Genomic DNA, 18298 nt, shown 5'->3' on the forward strand with positions numbered 1-18298 from the left:
TCCATCGGCCGTCATTCGGTTTGCGGGGCATAGGTGCCCTCGTCGGGAATGGCGTCCAGGGCGGCGCGATATTCCGCCGGATTGTCCAGCAGCGACCGCGCGGCATCCAGGTCGGAATCGGTGCCGATGGCCGCCGGGCAGAATTTGCGGATCTCCAGGATCCGCGACACCGGGACCGGATAGCGCGCGGCCCGCGCGGCGTGAACGGCATCGCGCATGTCGTCCTGGCCGGCCGCCAGGTCCTGCAACTGCCGGGCCAGGTCGGCCTCGCCCCGGCTGGTGCAGAGCTGCGGCATCACGCCCAGCCCCTGCAGCGGCCAGCCCAGTGGTGCCAGCACGCGACTCCAGGTCACGAATAATTCCCCGCCGTCGGGCATCTGGCCGATCGTCTGCACCAGCCCCTTGCCCAGCGTGGCGCTGCCGACCACCACGGCGCGCCGGTGGTCGGCCAGCGCGGCGGCCAGGATTTCCGCCGCGCTGGCGGTGCGCCCGTCCACCAGCACGACGATCGGCACGCCGCCGGTCATGTCGCCGCCCTGCACCGCCCAGACATGGTTGGCCTGCGGATCCCGCCCGTTGGTGATCGCCGCGACGCCGCGATCCAGCACCAGTGCGCTGGTCGTCACCGCCTGCTGCAGCACGCCGCCCCGGTTGCCGCGCAGATCCACCACCAGCCCGCGCAGATGCGCGTCGTCCGACGCCTGGTCCAGATACTGGCTCATTTCCTGCGCCGTATCGGCGGAAAAGGCCGTGACGCGGATCACCACCACATGGTCCGCCGCATAGGCGAAGACCGTCTCGGGCGGTACCGATGCGCGGCGCAGCACGACAGTCCTCCGGCCACGTGCATCGCCCACCAGCAGCGTCACCTTGCTGCCGGCCTCGCCCAGCAGCCACTGGGCGACCGTCCCGGCCGTCTGGTCGCGGGTCGCGCGGCCATTGACGGCATAGAGCCGCTGGCCGGTCGACAGCCCTGCCGGCCAGGCCGGACCATTAGCGTTGACCCCGGTAATCAGGACCGATCGCGCGTCGCGGCCCAGGGTCAGGCCGGTCCCGGCCTCGCCGCCCGTGCGCGTGTCGCGGTCGGTCGTGGCCGGCGCGGGCGCGACATAGCGCGAATACGGATCCATATGGTTGAACAACTCGTCGAAGAACCCCTGCAGCAGCCCGCCGCCGCCGCCGTCGCGCAGGGCGGCCGAGCGGCCCCAGGCCGCCCGCATCAACTGGACCGTCAGCGCGGTCCAGCCGGCCAGGTCGCTCTCGGCCGGGGCGGGCAGGCGCAGGATCGTCTCCTGCCCTTGGGCAAGCTGGACCGCGCCGGCGGGTTCGGTCACCGTCAGGGACGGGTCGATGGCGCTCAGCCCGTTCAGGCCCCACAGGGAAAATTCGCGCGGCGTATGGCTCTCCAGCGTGCGCGGCAGCAGGAAGGCCAGCGCCGCGCTGACGACCGAGGACAGCAGGGCAGGGTCCAGGTCGGCCTGGACCGATGCGCCGGTACCCTGCGGCGTCTGGGCATCCTGCGCCGCCTGGGGCGCCGGCGCAGCCGGAGTCGTGGCCGGAGTCACGGTCGGCGTTGGGGTGGATGGCGGCGCGGGCTGCGGGACGGGGGCCGGCGTCTGGGCCGCATGGCCCGCCACCGCCGTCGTCAGATGGATGACGATCAGCATCGCCGCGATCGACCGCGTCGGCAGCGCCAGCATGGCGATGCGCCGCGCCGCCCGGCGCAATCGCGCGGGCGGCCGGCCCGGCGCAGCCGAAAAGGGCAGGCCGCGCATCAGCGTCGGTGCATGCCACGCGTGCGGCCGCGGCGCGCCGCGCCGGTCCGAGCTCGATCGGCAACCCGATCGGCGCCCATGTCCGGATCGACCAAGGCGAACAGCAGGCCGCCCGTCACCGGCGTCGCCTCGACCAGACGAATCGTGACGGGCTGTCCCAGCGAGAGACGCATCCCGCCATGGCGGCCGCGCAGCGTTTGAGTCGTGTCGTCATGGGTCCAGACATCGTCGGGCAGGGTCGATACCGGCACCAGACCGGTGGCGCCGGTCCGCGTCAATGTCACGAACGCGCCGAACCGGGCCACGCCTGTCACGTGACCGTAAAATTCCATTCCGATGCGTTCGGCAAGCCACAGTGCGACATAGCGTTCGGTGGTTTCTCGTTCGGCCAGGACGGCGCGCCGCTCGGTGGCGCTGACCTGCTCGCCGATCTCGGCCAGGCGCGCGGCATCGCCGGCTGGCATGCCGTCGGGCGGCAGCGTGCCCAGGCCGATCAGGGTGCGGTGGACCATCAGGTCGGCATAGCGACGGATCGGGCTGGTGAAATGGGCATAGGCCGGCAGCGCCAGGCCGAAATGACCGATATTGTCCGGGCTGTATTCCGCCTGGCTCTGCGCCCGCAGGATCGTCTCGCTGACCAGCGTCGCCGAGTCGCCCCCGGCCGCCTGCGCCAGGACCCTGCCCAGGTCGCGGGCCTGCAGCGCGCCGGCCGGCGGCAGGGCAAAACCCATGACCGACAGGCTGTCGCGCATCGCCCCCGCCCGCTCGGGCGAGGGCGGAGCGTGGACGCGGTAGAGGCACGGCCGGCGGCGGCGCTCCAGTTCCTCGGCGGCGGCGACATTGGCCAGCACCATGAATTCCTCGATCAGCCGGTGGCTGTCGAAGCGCGGGCGCGGGTCTATGGTGACGATTCGCCCCTGCGGATCCAGCCGCACCGTCCGTTCCGGTACGTCCAGGTCCAGCGTGCCACGCCGCGCCCGTGCCGCCGCCAGCGCCCGAAAGGCGGCGAACAGCGTGCCGATCAGCCCGTCCGGCAGCCCCGTCTCCTGCGCCCCGTCGATCGCCGCCTGCGCTTCGTCATAGGTCAGGCGCGCGGCGCTGCGCATGATGCCCCGGCCGAAGCGATGGCGGGTCTTGGCGCCGTGGGCATCGATATGAAGCTCGGCGAACAGGCAGCCCCGATCCTCGCCGGGCCGCAGCGAGCACCAGCCATTGGACAGCGCCTCGGGCAGCATCGGCACCACCCGGTCGGGGAAATAGACCGAGTTGCCGCGCCGCTGCGCCTCGCGGTCCAGGGCCGATCCCGGACGCACGTAATGCGCCACGTCGGCGATCGCGACGATCAGGCGGAATCCGTCGCCGTCAGGCTCGGCATAGACCGCATCGTCGAAATCGCGTGCGTCGGCCCCGTCGATGGTGATCAGCGGAACCTCGCGCAGATCCTCGCGCCCTTCGGCCGGCACGCCACGCGCCCGCTCGGCCTCGGCCAGCGCCTCGGCGGAAAAGGCGTCGGGAATCCCATGGGTATGGATCGCCAGCAGGCTGACCGACCGCGCATCCCCCATCGGGCCCAGCCGTTCGATGATCCGCGCGGGCTTCAGCCCCGGCCCGGCCAGCGGCAGCGGCTCGGCGATGACGACGTCCTCGTCCTCGGCGCCCAGCGTCTCGCCCGCGGGGATGATCCATTCCGCCTTCGCCCGCCGGTCGGCGGGGATCAGCCGGCCGGCCTCGGCAGGGCGGCGCGGTACGTCCCCCGGCGGCGGCACATCGGGCGGCGCGGAGCGGAATACCCCGACAATGCGCGCCGGCGCGTCGGTCAGCCGGCGCAGGGTGCGTCCCTCGTACCGGCCGGGGCCCAGTCGCTTCAGGCGGGCGACCACCCGCTCTCCCGGCGCCAGGGCGGGGCGTCCCTTCTGCTCGGGATGCATGAAGATGACCGGAGGCGGCCCGTCGCCGTCCCATGCCACCGGCCGGGCGATCGGATCGCCGTCCGGGTCGGTGCCCGTGACCTGCACCACCGCGGCCTCCGGCATCGCGGCCGAGGCACGGAACCGCCTGGCGCCGGCCGGCACCAGCGTGCCCTCCAGCGCCAGCGCGCGCAGCATGTCGCGCAGCGCCGCCTTGTGCTCCGGCCCCAGGCCGAACGCCCGGGCGATCTCGCGCTTGCCCACCCGGCCGCTGGCGCCGGCGATGAACCGGCGCAGGGTCTCGCGATCCGGCAACGCCCCCTTGGCCGCCGGAAGAGCGGCCGGGGGCGCAGTATCGGTCGGCACGGGATCGGGTGAAGGCGGGTCGGACAGGTCCCGTCCCTCCATCCTCAGCCCGCCTTGGCTGCGGCGCGCCGCGCCCGGGGGGGGGCGCTCTCCTTGGTGTCGGCCTTGGCGCTCGCGCGTGCGGCTTTCGGCTTCGCTTCCTTGGGGGCGGCCTTGGGGGCGGCGGCTTTTTTGGCAGAAGCCTTCTTCACGGGGGCCTTCTTCGCTGCGGCCTTGCCGCGCGGTTTCAGCGGCTTGCCCTTCTCGGCCAGCAGCGCCAGCGCCGCATCCAGGGTCACGTCCTCCATCGCCTCGCCGCGCGGCAGGTTGGCGACGACCTGCCCGTGCTGGACATAGGGGCCGAAGCGGCCCTTGCGCACGATCACCGGCTCGCCGTCCTTGGGATGCGGCGCCAGGGTGCGCACCGACGCCAGCTTGCGCGCCAGCACGTCCACCGCGCGATTCAGCCCGACGGTCAGGATGTCGTCATCCTTGTCCAGCGACCCGAACACGGCGCCCATCTTCACATAGGGCCCGAACCGCCCCAGCCCGGCCTCGATCATCTCGCCGGTTTCCGGATGGGGGCCGATGATCCGCGGCAGGGACAGCAGGCCCACCGCCTGGTCCAGCGTGATCTTGTCGCCTTCGATGCCGCGCGGGATGGTGGCGCGCCGGGGCTTGGCCTTCTTGTCCTCGGGGTCGGGTTCGCCCTGCTGGACATACAGGCCCCACGGGCCGCGCCGCACGCTGATCTCGTCGCCGGTCTCGGGGTGCTGGCCCAGCACCCGCATCCCGTCCTTCAGCGTGTCGGCATCGCCCTCTTCCTTGGGGTCCACCACCAGCCGGCGGGTGAACTGGCAGGTCGGATAGTTCGAACAGCCGATGAACGCGCCATAGCGCCCCAGCTTCAGTCCCAGCCGCCCGGTGCCGCAGGCGGTGCAGACCCGCGGGTCGCCGCCGTCGGGTCGGGCGGGGAAGAAATGCGGCGCCAGGTCGTTGTCCAGCGCGTTGATGACGTCGGAGATCTTCAGCTCCTTCGTCTGGTCGACCGCGTGGGAAAAATCCTGCCAGAAGGCCGCCATCACGTCGCGCCAGTCCGCCCGGCCGCCCGATATGTCGTCCAGCTGCTCTTCCAGCCCGGCCGTGAACTGGGTGTCGACATAACGTTCGAAGAACGAGGTCAGGAACGCGGTGACCAGCCTGCCCCGATCCTCGGGAATGAAGCGGCGGGCCTCCAGCCGAACATAGTTGCGGTCGCGCAGCACCGACAGGATCGAGGCATAGGTTGACGGCCGCCCGATGCCGATCTCTTCCATCTTCTTGACCAGCGACGCTTCCGAATAGCGCGGCGGCGGCTGGGTGAAATGCTGCTCGGCCGCAACCGCGCCGCGCCGCAGCGGATCGCGCTCGCGCATCGGCGGCAGCATGCGGCTGTCCTCGTCCTGCTCGTCTTTCGACCCGGTATCGTCCCGTCCCTCGCTGTACAGCTTCAGGAACCCGTCGAAGGCGATCATCGAACCGGTGGCCCGCAATGTCGCCGCCCCGCCCGCATCGGCGATCTCGACGATCACCTGGTCCAGTTCGGCCGACTGCATCTGGCTGGCGACCGAGCGTTTCCAGATCAGCTCGTACAGCCGCCGCTGGTCGTCGGTCAGGTAGCGCGCGACCTCGGCGGGCGCGCGGTCGACATCGGTGGGGCGGATCGCCTCGTGCGCCTCCTGCGCGTTCTTGGCGCGGGTGGAATAGATGCGCGCCTTGTCCGGCAGGTAGGCGGCGCCGAAGCTCTCGCCGATATGGCCGCGGATGGCGGCGATGGCCTCGCCGGCCATCTGTACGCCATCGGTGCGCATATAGGTGATCAGGCCGACCGTTTCGCCGCCCAGGTCGATGCCTTCGTACAATTGCTGGGCGGTGCGCATCGTCACCTGCGCGCCCATGCCCAGCTTGCGCGACGCCTCCTGCTGCAGGGTCGAGGTCGTGAAGGGCGGCGGCGGATTGCGGCGCACCTTGCGCCGTTCGACCGACCGCACGGCGAACTGCCCGGCTTCGACCGCCGCCTTGGCGGCCATCGCGCCGGCCTCGTCATGCAGGTCGAACTGTTCCAGCTTGCGGCCGGCCAGGTGGGTCAGCCGCGCGGTGAAGCGCGCCCCCTCGGGCGTGGTGAACTCGGCGCCGACCGTCCAGTATTCGCGGCTGCGGAAGCTCTCGATCTCCGCCTCGCGCTCGCAGATCAGGCGCAGCGCCACCGACTGCACCCGCCCCGCGCTGCGCGAGCCCGGCAGCTTGCGCCACAGCACGGGCGACAGGGTGAAGCCCACCAGGTAATCCAGCGCCCGCCGCGCCAGATAGGCCTCGATCAGCGGCTGGTCCAGGTCGCGCGGCTGCGCCATGGCGGCGCGGATCGCGCTCTTGGTGATCTCGTTGAAGGTCACCCGCTGGACGTCCACGCCCTTCAGCAGGTTCCTCTCTTCCAGCATCGCCCGGACATGCCAGGAAATCGCCTCGCCCTCGCGGTCCGGGTCGGTCGCCAGATACAGATGCCGCGCGCCGCGCAGCGCCTTGGCGATCGCGGCGACCTGCCGGGTGCCGCGTTCGTCGGCCTCCCAGTCCATGGCGAAATTCTCGTCGGGCCGGACGCTGCCATCCTTCGGCGGCAGGTCGCGCACATGGCCGAACGAGGCGAGTACCGTAAATCCATCCCCCAGATACTTGTTGATCGTCTTCGCCTTGGCGGGCGACTCGACCACGACGACATCAGTCATTCTGTCTCCGGATTACGCTTCTCGTTCCAGGTCCGGCCGGCCTGCGGGGGGCAGGGATGGAAGGACAACGCTACCACCTGGAAGGGTTTCGATGTTGCCTGCCAGCTCCAGTTCCGACAGCACGGTCAGGATAGCCGATGTCGAGAACTGGCAGCGCCGTACGAGATCGTCAACCGGCGTCGGCGTAAATGACAGCAGCGACAGCACCGCGCGGCGAATCTCCCCGGCATCTTCAGGGGTGTCGGCGTCGATCGCCGGGGCCCTCCCGGCGGCCTCCGCCGGGGGCGGGGCGGGCCACGGCGCCTGATGCTGCGCCAGGTCCCCCGGCCGGCCGGGACGGGGCGCCGCGGCGCCCGCCCCGATCCTTTCCCCACGTCTTTCTTCTGGCAGTTCGGCCAGCACGTCATGCTCGCTTTCGGTCAGGACCGCCCCATGCCGCAACAGCGCGTTGCTGCCGCGACAGCGCGGATCCAGCGGCGATCCGGGCACGGCGAAGACCGTCCGACCATACAGGGTCGCCAGTTCGGCGGTGATCAGGCTGCCCGAGCGCAATGCGGCCTCGACGACGACGCAGCCCTGGGCCAACCCGGCGATCAGCCGGTTGCGCCGGGGGAAATGACGGGTCTGCGGCGCAACGCCCAGCGGGGTCTCGGTCACCACCGCGCCGTGCCGGGCGATCAGCGACTGCAATTCTGCGTGTTCGGACGGATAGGGACGGTCCAGTCCGCCCGCCACCGCCGCGATCGTCGCGCCGGCGCGCAGCGCGCCGCGATGGGCGGCGGCGTCGATTCCCCGTGCCATTCCTGAAATGATCGTGATCCCTTGCGCCGCCAGGGTGGCCGCCAGGCTTTCGGCCATGCGCGCCCCGTTGGACGAGGCATTGCGTGCGCCCACGATCCCCACCGCGCAGCCGTGCAGCCGCGCCGGGTCGCCCAGCACGGACAGCGCCGGCGGCGCGTCGTGGATCGCCGCCAGCAGGGGCGGATAATCCGGATCGCCCAGGATCAGGATCCGGCCGCCCAGCGCCGTCGTGCCGTCGATTTCCGCCGCGATCTCGTCTGGCGTGGGAATGCGCAGCGCCCGCGCGCGTCCGGCCGCGCGGGCCCGCGCCGGCAAGGCGGCCAGCGCGTCGGCCGCGTCGCCGTAATCCAGCAGCAATTTGCGATAGCCGACAGGGCCGACCCCCTCGGTCCGCGCCAGGCGCAGATGGGTGGCCAGCCGTTCGGCGGCGCTCACGGCGTCTTCCGCCCGATCCGCGGCTCGGCGCCGGACAGCAGCCGGCGGATATTGCCGTGATGCCGCGCCAGGGCCAGCACCGCGATCAGCAGCCCTGCCAGCGGAATCGGCGCGCCCGGATCGCCGCCGTTCAACAGCGTCAGCAGCACCGGCAACGCCACGAACGCCGACAGCGCCCCGGCCGAGGAAATGCGCGTCAGCCGCGCCACCGCCAGCCAGATCGCGCAGCAGGCCAGGCCGACCCGCCAATCCAGGGCCAGCGCCGCGCCCAGCCCCGTGGCCACGCCCTTGCCGCCGTGAAATTTCAGCCAGACCGGAAAGCAATGGCCCAGCACAGCGAATATGGCCGCCACAGCCATGGCCTGCTCGGTATGGAACGGCGACAGGATAAAGCCGCAGGCCACGGCGAAAGCGCCCTTGGCCCCGTCCAGCAGCAGGGTCGCCGCCGCCAGCCCGCGCCGTCCCGTGCGCAGCACGTTGGTCGCGCCGATATTGCCCGACCCGATACGCCTGATATCCCCCGCCCCGCCGAACTGCGCCAGCAGCAGGCCGAACGGCACGCTGCCGATGCCATAGGACAGCAGCGCGATCGCCGCCAGCAGGGGCAGGGCGAAGGCCGGAACCGCGTCGTGCATCATATTCCCGCCGTCAAGCATCGGTATGGGCGAAGACCGGCTTTCCGGCCTTCCAGGTGCCCAGCACCCGCCCCTCCAGCGCCCGCCCGTCGAAGGGCGTGTTCTGTGCCTTGCCGGGCATGCGGTCGGCCTCGACGCGCCAGGCGCGTTCCGGGTCGAACAGGCACAGGTCCGCCGCCGCCCCGTCGGACAGGGTACCGGCCCTGCTGCGCAGCAGGGCGGCCGGCCGGTGGGTCAGCAGGCCCAGCGCCTCGATCATCGGCAGCGCACCGCCATGGACCTGCGCCAGGGTCACCGCCAGCAGGGTCGCCAGCCCGGTTCCCCCCGGCGACGCCACGGCAAAGGGCTGGCGCTTGTCGTCGGCATCGCAGGGCGCGTGGTCGGACGCGATGGCGTCGATCGTCCCGTCGGCCAGCGCCGCGCACACTGCTTGCCGGTCGGCCTCTCCCCGCAGCGGCGGCGACAGCTTGGCATAGGTGCGGAAATCGCCGATCGCGGTCTCGTTCAGGTCGAAATAGGGCGGCGCGGTGTCGCAGGTCACGCGCAGCCCGCGCGCCTTCGCCGCGCGGATCAGCTCCAGACCCTCGGCGGTCGAGACATGGCAGAAATGCAGCCGACCCCGCGTCAGTTCGGCCAGGCGCAGGTCGCGGGCGATCATGATCGCCTCGGCCGCCGCCGGAATGCCCGGCAGGCCCAGCCGGGTCGCCAGTTCGCCGTCGGTGGCGCAACCGCCTCGGGCCAGGGCCGGCTCCTCAGGGTGCTGGACGACCAGCGCGTCGAACCCGCGCGCATAGGTCAGGGCCAGGCGCATCATCCGCGTGTCGGCCAGCGCGCGCGGCCCGTCGGTGAAGGCGATCGCCCCGGCCTCATGCAGCAGGCCGATCTCGGCCATCTCCGCGCCCTCGCACTGCCGGGTCAGCGCGCCATAGGGCAGGATCGACACCATGCCCGTTTCCTCGCCGCGTGCGCGCAGGTGGCGCACCAGTGCCGGGTCGTCGGTCGCCGGCTGGCTGTTGGGCAGCACCGCCATGGTGGTGATGCCCCCGGCCGCCGCCGCCCGCGCCGCCGACAGCACGGTTTCACGATATTCGAACCCCGGCTCGCCGATCGCCACGCGCATGTCGACCAGCCCCGGGCACAGGATCGCGCCGCCCCCGTCGATCACCCGCGCGCCCTCGGGGGCGCCCTCGGCCGCCGGCAGGTCGATCCCGGCGATCACCCCGCCGCGCACCAGCAGCCGGCCGGGCCGGTCCAGCCCCCGCGCCGGGTCGATCAGGCGCACATTCTCGAAAATCGTGGCGTCTATTGCGGCGTTCACGGGGCATCTCCGGCACGCGACAGCAGGTCCAGCACGGCCATGCGCACGGCGACCCCCATTTCCACCTGCTCGCGGATCGCGCTCTGGTCGGAATCGGCGACGCGGCTGTCGATCTCGACGCCGCGATTCATCGGGCCCGGATGCATGACCAGCGCCTGCGGACGGGCCACCGCCAGCCGCTTGTGATCCAGGCCATAGAAGCGGAAATATTCGCGCGCGCTGGGCACCTGGCCGCCGCTCATGCGCTCGCGCTGCATGCGCAGCATCATCACCACGTCGGCGTCGCGCAGCCCGTCTTCCATCGTGTAGTGCACATCCACCCCCAGGGCGCCGATCGCGCCGGGGATCAGGGTCGGTGGCCCGACCACCCGCACCCTCGCCCCCATCGCCGTCAGCAGGTGGATGTTCGACCGCGCCACCCGGCTATGGCTGACATCGCCGCAGATCGCTACCGTCAGCCCGTGCAGCGTGCCGAAATGCCGCCGGATCGTCAGTGCATCCAGCAGCGCCTGGGTCGGATGCTCGTGCGTGCCGTCGCCGGCATTCACCACGCTGGCCTCGACCTTGCGGGCCAGCAGCGCCGGTGCGCCCGACTGCGAATGCCGCACCACCAGCAGGTCGGTGCGCATGGCGTTCAGCGTCGCCGCCGTATCCAGCAGCGTCTCGCCCTTGTTCACCGACGAACTGGCCACCGTCATGTTGACCACGTCCGCGCCCAGCCGCTTGCCCGCCAGCTCGAACGAGGTCCGCGTGCGGGTGCTGTCCTCGAAGAACAGGTTGATCACGGTGCGCCCGCGCAGCCGGTCGCGCGGCGTCTTGCGCGACCGGTTCATCAGGGCATAGCTCTCGGCCAGGTCCAGGAACGGCTCGATACGGCTGGGATGCATGCCCTGCACGCCCAGCAGATGCCGCGCATGCTGCGCGAAGAACCGTGGCGGTGCGGCGCGCGGGGCGTCGTTCATCGGGCGACTGCCCCGATCCGGGCCATCACCTCGTCCCGCCCCAGCGCGGCCAGCGTCGCGTCGATGCCAGGCGAGGTCGTGGTGCCCGTCATCGCCGCGCGCACCGGCTGCGCGACCTGGCCCAGCTTGTGGCCGTGATGCTCGGCGAAGCGCCGCAGCGCCGCGTCGATGGCCGGCGCGTCGAACGGCTCGATCACCGCCAGGTCGCGGGCCAGCAGCCCCAGCATCTCCCTGGCCTCCGGCGTCAGCAGCTTCTCGGCCTTGGCATCGCACTCCAGCGGCACGTGCCGGCCCAGGAAGGCCGCGCTGTCGGCCAGGTCCACCAGCGTCCTCGCCCGTTCCTTCAGTCCCGGCATCAGTTGCAGGATGCGCGCCCGCACCGTGTCGTCCAGCGTCACCCCCGGCCGGCCGGCCAGGCGGGCGGCCACCTCCTCGGTCAGCCGCGCATCCTCCGCCTGACGCAGCCAGACGCCGTTCAGGTGCTGCAGCTTGACGTAATCCATGCGCGACGCCGACCGCCCGACGCCATCCAGGTCGAACAGGCGGATCTGCTCCTCGCGCGACAGGATCTCGGCATCGCCGTGGCCCCAGCCCAGGCGCAGCAGGTAATTGTTCAGCGCCTCGGGCAGGTATCCCATGTCGCGGAATTCCACCACCGACTGCGCGCCGTGCCGCTTGGACAGCTTGGCGCCGTCGGGCCCGTGGATCAGCGGCAGATGCGCGAAGGCAGGCAGCTCCCAGCCCATGGCGCGATAGATCATCGCCTGGCGGAAACTGTTGGTCAGGTGGTCGTCGCCGCGGATGACGTGGGTGATGTCCATGTCATGGTCATCCACTACCACCGCCAGTTGATAGACCGGGGTACCGTCGCCGCGCAGGATGATCATGTCGTCCAGTTCGGCATTCGCCACGCGGACCTCGCCCTGCACCAGGTCGTGGATGACCGTCTCGCCCTCGCGCGGGGCGCGGATGCGCACCGTGAAGGGTGCGCCCGGCGGCGCCTCGGCCGGGTCGCGGTCGCGCCAATAGCCGTTATAGCGCGGCGGCTTGCCCTCGGCAGCGGCCTGCTCGCGCATCTGCTGCAGTTCTTCGGGCGTACAGAAACAGCGATAGGCCAAACCCTGCGCCAGCAGGTGATGCGCCACCTCGGCATGGCGGGCCTGACGCGTGGACTGAAAGACCGGCGCCTCGTCCGGGGTAAGCCCCATCCAGGCCAGCCCGTCGAACAGCACGTCCACCGCCTGCTGGGTCGAACGTTCGCGGTCCGTATCCTCGATGCGCAGCAGGAACTTGCCGCCATGGTGACGGGCATAAAGGAAGTTGAACAGGGCGGCGCGGGCGTTGCCGATATGCAGCAATCCCGTCGGGCTGGGTGCGAAGCGCGTACGAACGGTCATGAGCCGGGTCCATACCATGGGATGTCTCCGCCATACAGGGGGTGCGCCCGGCTGGTGCTTCTCCCGACGGGCGCATCTTCTGCAACCCGCCTGCCGGGGCTAGTCTGTCCGGGTGGAACAGCGGGCGGGCAAAGGCGGGGTGACGGACGCAACCGGCAGGCAGGATTGCACCAAGCCATGGCTCGCGCGCCAGCTTCTGGCCGAACGGACGCGGCTGGCGCTCTGGCTGCCGGTGGGGCTGGGGCTGGGCATCGCGGGCTATTTCATGCTGCGGCAGGAACCGGGGCGGCCGGCAATGCTGGCCGTGCTGCTGCTGGCCGTGGCCATGGCGGGCTGGATCGCGCGGCGCCCGGCCGACCTGGTACCCCGGCTGGCCGGCGGCGCGGTCGCGGCGATCGCGCTGGGGTTCGTCGCGTCATGGGTTGATGCGCACCGCCGGCCGCCGCTGCCCGACCTGCCGCGCCGTGCCAGTATCGTGACCGGCCGCATCGCCGCCGTCACCCTGCTGCCGCCCCGTTTACCGCCGTCCCACTCGTCATTGCATCCATCGGGGCATCCATCAGGGCATCCATCAGGGCATCCGTCGGGGCACCCGGCAGGCGATGCCGAGCCGGCCATCCGGCGGCTGGACCTGGCGGATGCGGTGCTGGACGATGCGATCGATGACGGCATGCCGCCCTTGCGCCGTATCCTGCGCGTGCGGGTGCGGCCGGACGACCCGGCGGCGCTGGTGCCGGGCATGACGGTACGGGTGCGCGCGCTGTTGCGCCCGCCGCCGCCGCCCGCCTGGCCGGGCGGCCCCGACGGTCAGCGCCGAGCTTGGTTCGATGGCAGCGCCGGCAGCGGCACCGCCCTGGGCCTGGTGCAATCCGCAGGGCCGCCGGTGCCGCCGCGCAGGGTGGACGTCCTGCTGGAATCGCTGCGCGAATGCGTGGTGGCGCGGATCCTGCGCGTGCTGCCCGGCGCGCCGGGCGGGGTGGCGGCCGCCATTCTGACCGGGTCGGCCGCCGCCATGCCGCAATCCGACCGCGACGCCTTCGCCGATGCCGGGCTGGCGCACTTGCTGGCGGTCGCGGGGCTGCATCTGGGCATCGTCATGGGGGTGGCGATGACGGCCGCGCGGCTGGCGCTGGCCTGTTCCGAACGGGCCAGCCTGTACTGGCCCTGCCGGCAGATCGCGGCCCTGGCCGCCCTGGCGTCAGGCGGGGCCTACGTCCTGCTGACCGGCGCGCATCTGCCGGCAGTGCGCAGCCTGACCATGGCCGCGCTGGTGGCGCTGGCGATCATCACCGGCCGCCGTGCCGTCTCGATGCGCGGGCTGGCGGTGGGGGCGACCCTGCTGCTGCTGGCCGGTCCGGCGGACCTGCTCGAGGCTCCGCTGCAGATGTCGCTCGCCGCCGTGATGGGCCTGGCCGCGGGGTTCGAGGCCGCGCGTCCGCTGCTCGCGCGGCTGGCTGACGGACCCGGCTGGTGGCGCCATGCCGCGCGCCACGGCGCGCAATTGCTGCTGGCCAGCCTGTTCGCCGGGGGCGCCACCGTGCCGGTGGTCATGGCGCATTTCGGCACGCTGCAACCCTGGTTCGTGCTGGCCAACCTGCTGGCGGTGCCGCTGATGGCGGTGTGGATCCTGCCCCTCGGGCTGTTGGCCCTGGCGCTGATGCCCCTGGGGGGCGAACCCCTGGCGCTGGTGCCGATGGGCTGGGGCATCCGGCTGGTGCTGGCCCTGGCGCATGGGGTGTCCGGCTGGCCGGCGGCGCGGGTCATGGTGCCTGCCATGCCGGCCTGGGGGCTGGCGGCCTGGCTGCTGGGCCTGTGCTGGCTGTGTTTGTGGACACGGCGCTGGCGCTGGCTTGGGGCGGCGCCGCTGTTGCTGGCACTGGCCGCGCCGTTCCTGATCGCGCGGCCCGACCTGCTGCTCTCGCCCGACGGGCGGGTGCTGGCGGTGCGCGACGGCGCGGTGCTGCGGATCGGCCCGCGCCCGGGCGCCGACATGCCGGTCGAACGCGACTGGCAACAGGCGCTTGCCCTGTCGCTTGCCCCGCTGGACTGCCCTGGCGGCGCCTGTCGCATGGGCGCCGTCGCGCTACGCCTTGCGGCGGCGGCCGGCGTCGATTGCGCGGGCGGCGCCGTGCTGGTCACGCTGGTGCCGCTGGACGATGCGCACTGCCCGGGCGTTCGCACCCTCGACGGGCTGACGGCCTGGCAGGACGGCGCCCAGGCCGTCTTCCTGCACGGCGACAAGGTCGAAATCGTCTCGGACCGGCAGACCCGTGGGGCGCGGCCCTGGGTGCTGGGGCCGGGCCAGCATGGCCTGCCCACCCTGCCGCTCGCCCGGCGGGAATAGTCCGGGACGGATAGCCGGCAATGGGCAGGCGGCAGAGCTTCAGGGTGGCGTCAGCACCTTGCCGGTATATTGGCAGGGTTCCTGCGCCGGGCAGCGCCAGCATTCGGGCCGCCGCGCCTTGCAGACATAGCGCCCGTGCAGGATCAGCCAATGATGCGCCGGGCGCAGCAGCGGCGCCGGGATTCGCGCCACCAGTTGGTCCTCGACTGCGCGCGTGGTCTTGCCCGGCGCCAGCCCGGTGCGGTTGCCGATGCGGAAGATATGCGTATCCACCGCCATCGTGCTGTCGCCGAACGCCACGTTCATCACCACGTTCGCGGTCTTGCGCCCCACGCCGGGCAGCGCCTCCAGCGCCGCGCGGTCACGCGGGACGCGCCCGTCATACCGGTCCAGCAATGTCTGCGACAGGGTTATGACGTTGCGCGCCTTGGTGCGCCACAGGCCGATCGACCGGATATGCGCCCCGACTCCATCCTCGCCCAATGCCACCATCGCGGCCGGGTCAGGCGCGTCGCGGAACAGGCCCCGCGTCGCCCGGTTGACCGACGCGTCGGTGGCCTGAGCCGACAGCACGACCGCGACCAGCAGCGTGTAGTCATCAACGAATTCCAGCTCGCTCTCGGCGTTGGGATGGGCCTCGGCCAGCAGCGTGATGAATCGTTCCACTTCCTTCAGCGTCATGCGGCGCTTGGCCCGCGCGGGGCGCGGCACCTTGACTGGGGTAAGGGGCTTGGTCATGGGGTCTGGCCGTCCGTTCGATTCGGGCCCTTTTTTCCGCCGGGCAGCGGCGACAGGCAAGGGGCGACTTAAGGGTGGCGGTTGCTTTCATCCAGCCGCGCGGCGATAGTCCGGGCCGTTGCAGGCGGCCCGCCGCATGCGGCCGGAACGGACGAAAGGATGGCCGACGGGACCGGCCGGGATATCATGACGGACACTGACTCCGCGCCCGCCCCCCGGGGCCGTGCGCGCAACGAATTTGTCGAAGTGCTGGGCTTCGTGATCCGGCGCTGGTCGCGCCATCCCGGCGCGCTGGCCTGGACGATGGCCGGCATCGCCGTCGCGACGGTGGCCGACGTGGTCACCCCGCTGCTGGCCGGCTGGATGGTCGACGACGTGGCGCGCGGCGGCGCGGTCGGGTCCCTGACGCCGGCGCTGGCCGCGGCCCGGCACGGCGTGCTGTGGACGCTGGGCGGGCTGGTGCTGCTCGGCCTGCTGGGTGTGGCGGGGCGGCGCATGTCCTATCTGGGCATCACCTTCCTGACGGCGCGGGTGATGCGCGGCATCGCCGAAACCGCCTTTGCCCGTGTGCAGCGTTTTTCCACCGACTGGCACGGCAACACCTTCGCCGGCTCGACGGTGCGGCGACTGACGCGCGGCATGTGGGCGGTCGATACGCTGGCGGACACGCTGATGCTGATGCTGCTGCCCAGCGTGCTGGTGCTGGCGGCCACGACCGTGGTGCTGGCCTGGCACTGGCCGTCGATGGGGCTGCTGCTGGGGCTCAGCTCGATCATGCTGGTGGCGATGTCCGCCTGGCTGACCCTGCATTATGTCGCGCCGTCCGCCCGGCTGGCCAATGCGTGGGATACGCGCATGGGCGCGGCCCTGGCCGACGCCGTCACCTGTAACGCGGTGGTCAAGGCCTTCGGCGCCGAACGGCGCGAGGAAGCGCGCCTGTCCTGGATTCTCTCGCGCTGGCAGCGTCGCACCGAACGGTCCTGGGTGCGGGGCACCAATTCCGGAAACCTGCAGAACGTGGCCGCGCTGTTGATGCGCGTGGTGCTGATCGGCGCGGTGCTGGCGCTCTGGTGGCGCGGCCGGGCGGGGCCTGGCGACGTGGCCTATGTGCTGACGATGGTCTTCCTGGTGCAGGGCTATCTGCGCGATATCGGCCAGCAGATCTCGATGGTCCAGCGTTCGGTGAACGAGATGGAGGAACTGGTCGCGATCTATCGCTTGCCGCCCGGCGTGCAGGATCGGCCGGACGCCCCGCCGCTGCGCATCTCTCACGGCGCGATCCGCTTCGACCAAGTCGGTTTCGGCTATCGCGGACAGCGCGGGCTGCTGTTCCGTGACCTGTCGATCGACATTCCCGCCGGCAGCCGCGTGGCCCTGGTCGGGCCCTCCGGCTCGGGCAAGACCACGTTGGTCAAGCTGGTGCAGCGCCTGTACGACGTGACCGACGGCCGGATCCTGATCGACGGCATCGATATCGCGACCGTCGCGCAATCCAGCCTGCGCAGCCAGATCGCGATCGTACAGCAGGAACCGGTGCTGTTTCACCGCTCGCTGGCTGAAAACATCGCCTATGGCCGGCCCGGCGCCTCGATGGCCGAGATCGAGGAAGCGGCACGCCAGGCCAATGCCGCCGGCTTCATCGGCCGCCTGCCCAAGGGCTATGCCACCATGGTGGGCGAACGCGGGGTCAAGCTGTCGGGCGGCGAACGCCAGCGCGTGGCCATCGCCCGCGCCTTCCTGGCCGACGCCCCGATCCTGATCTTCGACGAGGCCACGTCCAGCCTGGATTCGGAATCCGAAATCCTGGTGCAGGACGCGATGGAACGGCTGATGATCGGCCGGACGGTGCTGGTGATCGCCCACCGCCTGTCCACCGTCGTCGGGCTGGACCGCATCCTGGTCTTCGCCCACGGCGAACTGCGCGAGGACGGCTCCCACGCCCAACTGATCGCGCGCGAAGGCGGCCTGTATCGCCGCCTCTTCGACCTGCAATCATTGGACGGATAAGGGCGGCTGGCGGCCCCGCCGATCACGTAGCCATAGATGGAACAGGCGCGTCTCGATCCGCGCTTCCACGCGGAGCGCAACCGTCGAGTGGCGGGAAAGCCAGATCCCCGCCATGGTTTCAATCCACGCTCTCGTACGGAGAGCGACCGTATTTTTCCCACGAATTAGGCGCGTATGACATGTTTCAATCCACGCTCTCGTACGGAGAGCGACTAAAAGTAGTCACGTTTGCCATTAGAATAATACCTGTTTCAATCCACGCTCTCGTACGGAGAGCGACAATCCGGGACCGGTCAGGATCACGGTGCCATCCGGTTTCAATCCACGCTCTCGTACGGAGAGCGACCCGCGACCGATAACCACGGCGCCGGATATGTCTGGTTTCAATCCACGCTCTCGTACGGAGAGCGACTGGCCTCGCGCGATGGCCACATTCTACCTGGCTGCGTTTCAATCCACGCTCTCGTACGGAGAGCGACCGTTCGAGGCGCCGTGCGAGGTGATCAACGACGCGTTTCAATCCACGCTCTCGTACGGAGAGCGACCCGTCGTTGCGGGTTTGCGGGAGGGCGCCTCTGTGTTTCAATCCACGCTCTCGTACGGAGAGCGACATGACCGCAATTGGCCGCGCAATCCTCGAAGCAGTTTCAATCCACGCTCTCGTACGGAGAGCGACGTCGGGGATACCGGGTTTTGGCAGCGCGGCGCCGTGTTTCAATCCACGCTCTCGTACGGAGAGCGACCCTATGGGTTTGTGCTCTATGCGTTCCCATGGGGGTTTCAATCCACGCTCTCGTACGGAGAGCGACGCTTTTCGAGCCACCTGCCCGCGTCGCTGAGAAGGTTTCAATCCACGCTCTCGTACGGAGAGC

General features: G+C 70.9%; 11 protein-coding genes and 1 CRISPR repeat array (1 of these 12 cut by a window edge). Of the genes, 2 read left to right on the plus strand and 9 right to left on the minus strand.

Going from position 1 to position 18298, the window contains the following annotated elements; all coding sequences use genetic code 11:
• Positions 1 to 11 precede the first annotated feature (11 nt).
• The 8 genes from AAC691_RS15850 to gltX are packed head-to-tail and all read right to left on the minus strand — an operon-like array spanning position 12 to position 12337.
• Positions 12 to 1775, minus strand: coding sequence for a S41 family peptidase (locus tag AAC691_RS15850; RefSeq protein ID WP_342627615.1), 1764 nt, complete (start codon positions 1773 to 1775; stop codon positions 12 to 14).
• Positions 1775 to 4090: a VacB/RNase II family 3'-5' exoribonuclease gene (locus tag AAC691_RS15855; RefSeq protein ID WP_342627616.1), complete on the minus strand. Its 2316-nt coding sequence runs from the start codon at positions 4088 to 4090 to the stop codon at positions 1775 to 1777. The genes AAC691_RS15850 and AAC691_RS15855 overlap by 1 nt, the downstream gene beginning before the upstream one ends.
• A 2-nt stretch (positions 4091 to 4092) precedes the next feature.
• Positions 4093 to 6789: a type I DNA topoisomerase gene (topA, locus tag AAC691_RS15860; protein WP_342627617.1), complete on the minus strand. Its 2697-nt coding sequence runs from the start codon at positions 6787 to 6789 to the stop codon at positions 4093 to 4095.
• A gap of 12 nt (positions 6790 to 6801) precedes the next feature.
• The gene (gene dprA, locus AAC691_RS15865; protein ID WP_323989098.1) at positions 6802 to 8025 is read right to left on the minus strand and encodes a DNA-processing protein DprA; all 1224 of its coding nucleotides are present in this window, start codon (positions 8023 to 8025) and stop codon (positions 6802 to 6804) included.
• Entirely contained in the window at positions 8022 to 8660 is a 639-nt protein-coding gene (plsY, locus tag AAC691_RS15870) for a glycerol-3-phosphate 1-O-acyltransferase PlsY (protein ID WP_342630247.1), read from the minus strand. The genes dprA and plsY overlap by 4 nt, the downstream gene beginning before the upstream one ends.
• 13 nt (positions 8661 to 8673) lie before the next feature.
• On the minus strand, positions 8674 to 9978 hold the full coding sequence (locus AAC691_RS15875; RefSeq protein ID WP_408906007.1) for a dihydroorotase: 1305 nt from the start codon (positions 9976 to 9978) through the stop codon (positions 8674 to 8676).
• Positions 9975 to 10940: an aspartate carbamoyltransferase catalytic subunit gene (locus AAC691_RS15880; protein ID WP_176641655.1), complete on the minus strand. Its 966-nt coding sequence runs from the start codon at positions 10938 to 10940 to the stop codon at positions 9975 to 9977. The genes AAC691_RS15875 and AAC691_RS15880 overlap by 4 nt, the downstream gene beginning before the upstream one ends.
• Positions 10937 to 12337 (minus strand): glutamate--tRNA ligase, encoded by a 1401-nt coding sequence (gltX, locus tag AAC691_RS15885; RefSeq protein WP_342627618.1) that lies wholly within the window; start codon positions 12335 to 12337, stop codon positions 10937 to 10939. Before gltX ends, AAC691_RS15880 begins: the two co-directional genes overlap by 4 nt.
• 139 nt (positions 12338 to 12476) lie before the next feature.
• Between gltX and AAC691_RS15890 the strand changes: the two genes are divergently transcribed.
• Positions 12477 to 14681: a ComEC/Rec2 family competence protein gene (locus AAC691_RS15890; protein ID WP_342627619.1), complete on the plus strand. Its 2205-nt coding sequence runs from the start codon at positions 12477 to 12479 to the stop codon at positions 14679 to 14681.
• Positions 14682 to 14720: 39 nt separating this feature from the next.
• Here the strand turns inward: AAC691_RS15890 and nth are convergent, their stop codons facing one another.
• On the minus strand, positions 14721 to 15419 hold the full coding sequence (gene nth, locus AAC691_RS15895) for an endonuclease III (RefSeq protein WP_408906008.1): 699 nt from the start codon (positions 15417 to 15419) through the stop codon (positions 14721 to 14723).
• 186 nt (positions 15420 to 15605) lie between these two features.
• Here nth and AAC691_RS15900 point away from each other — a divergent pair, with 186 nt between their 5' ends.
• Positions 15606 to 17426, plus strand: a complete 1821-nt coding sequence (locus tag AAC691_RS15900) for an ABC transporter ATP-binding protein (protein WP_342627620.1) — start codon at positions 15606 to 15608, stop codon at positions 17424 to 17426.
• A gap of 115 nt (positions 17427 to 17541) precedes the next feature.
• A CRISPR array of direct repeats spans positions 17542 to 18298; the repeat unit is 32 nt; unit sequence GTTTCAATCCACGCTCTCGTACGGAGAGCGAC (it continues 736 nt past the right edge of the window).

Source organism: Nguyenibacter vanlangensis (assembly GCF_038719015.1).
GTDB lineage: Bacteria > Pseudomonadota > Alphaproteobacteria > Acetobacterales > Acetobacteraceae > Gluconacetobacter > Gluconacetobacter vanlangensis.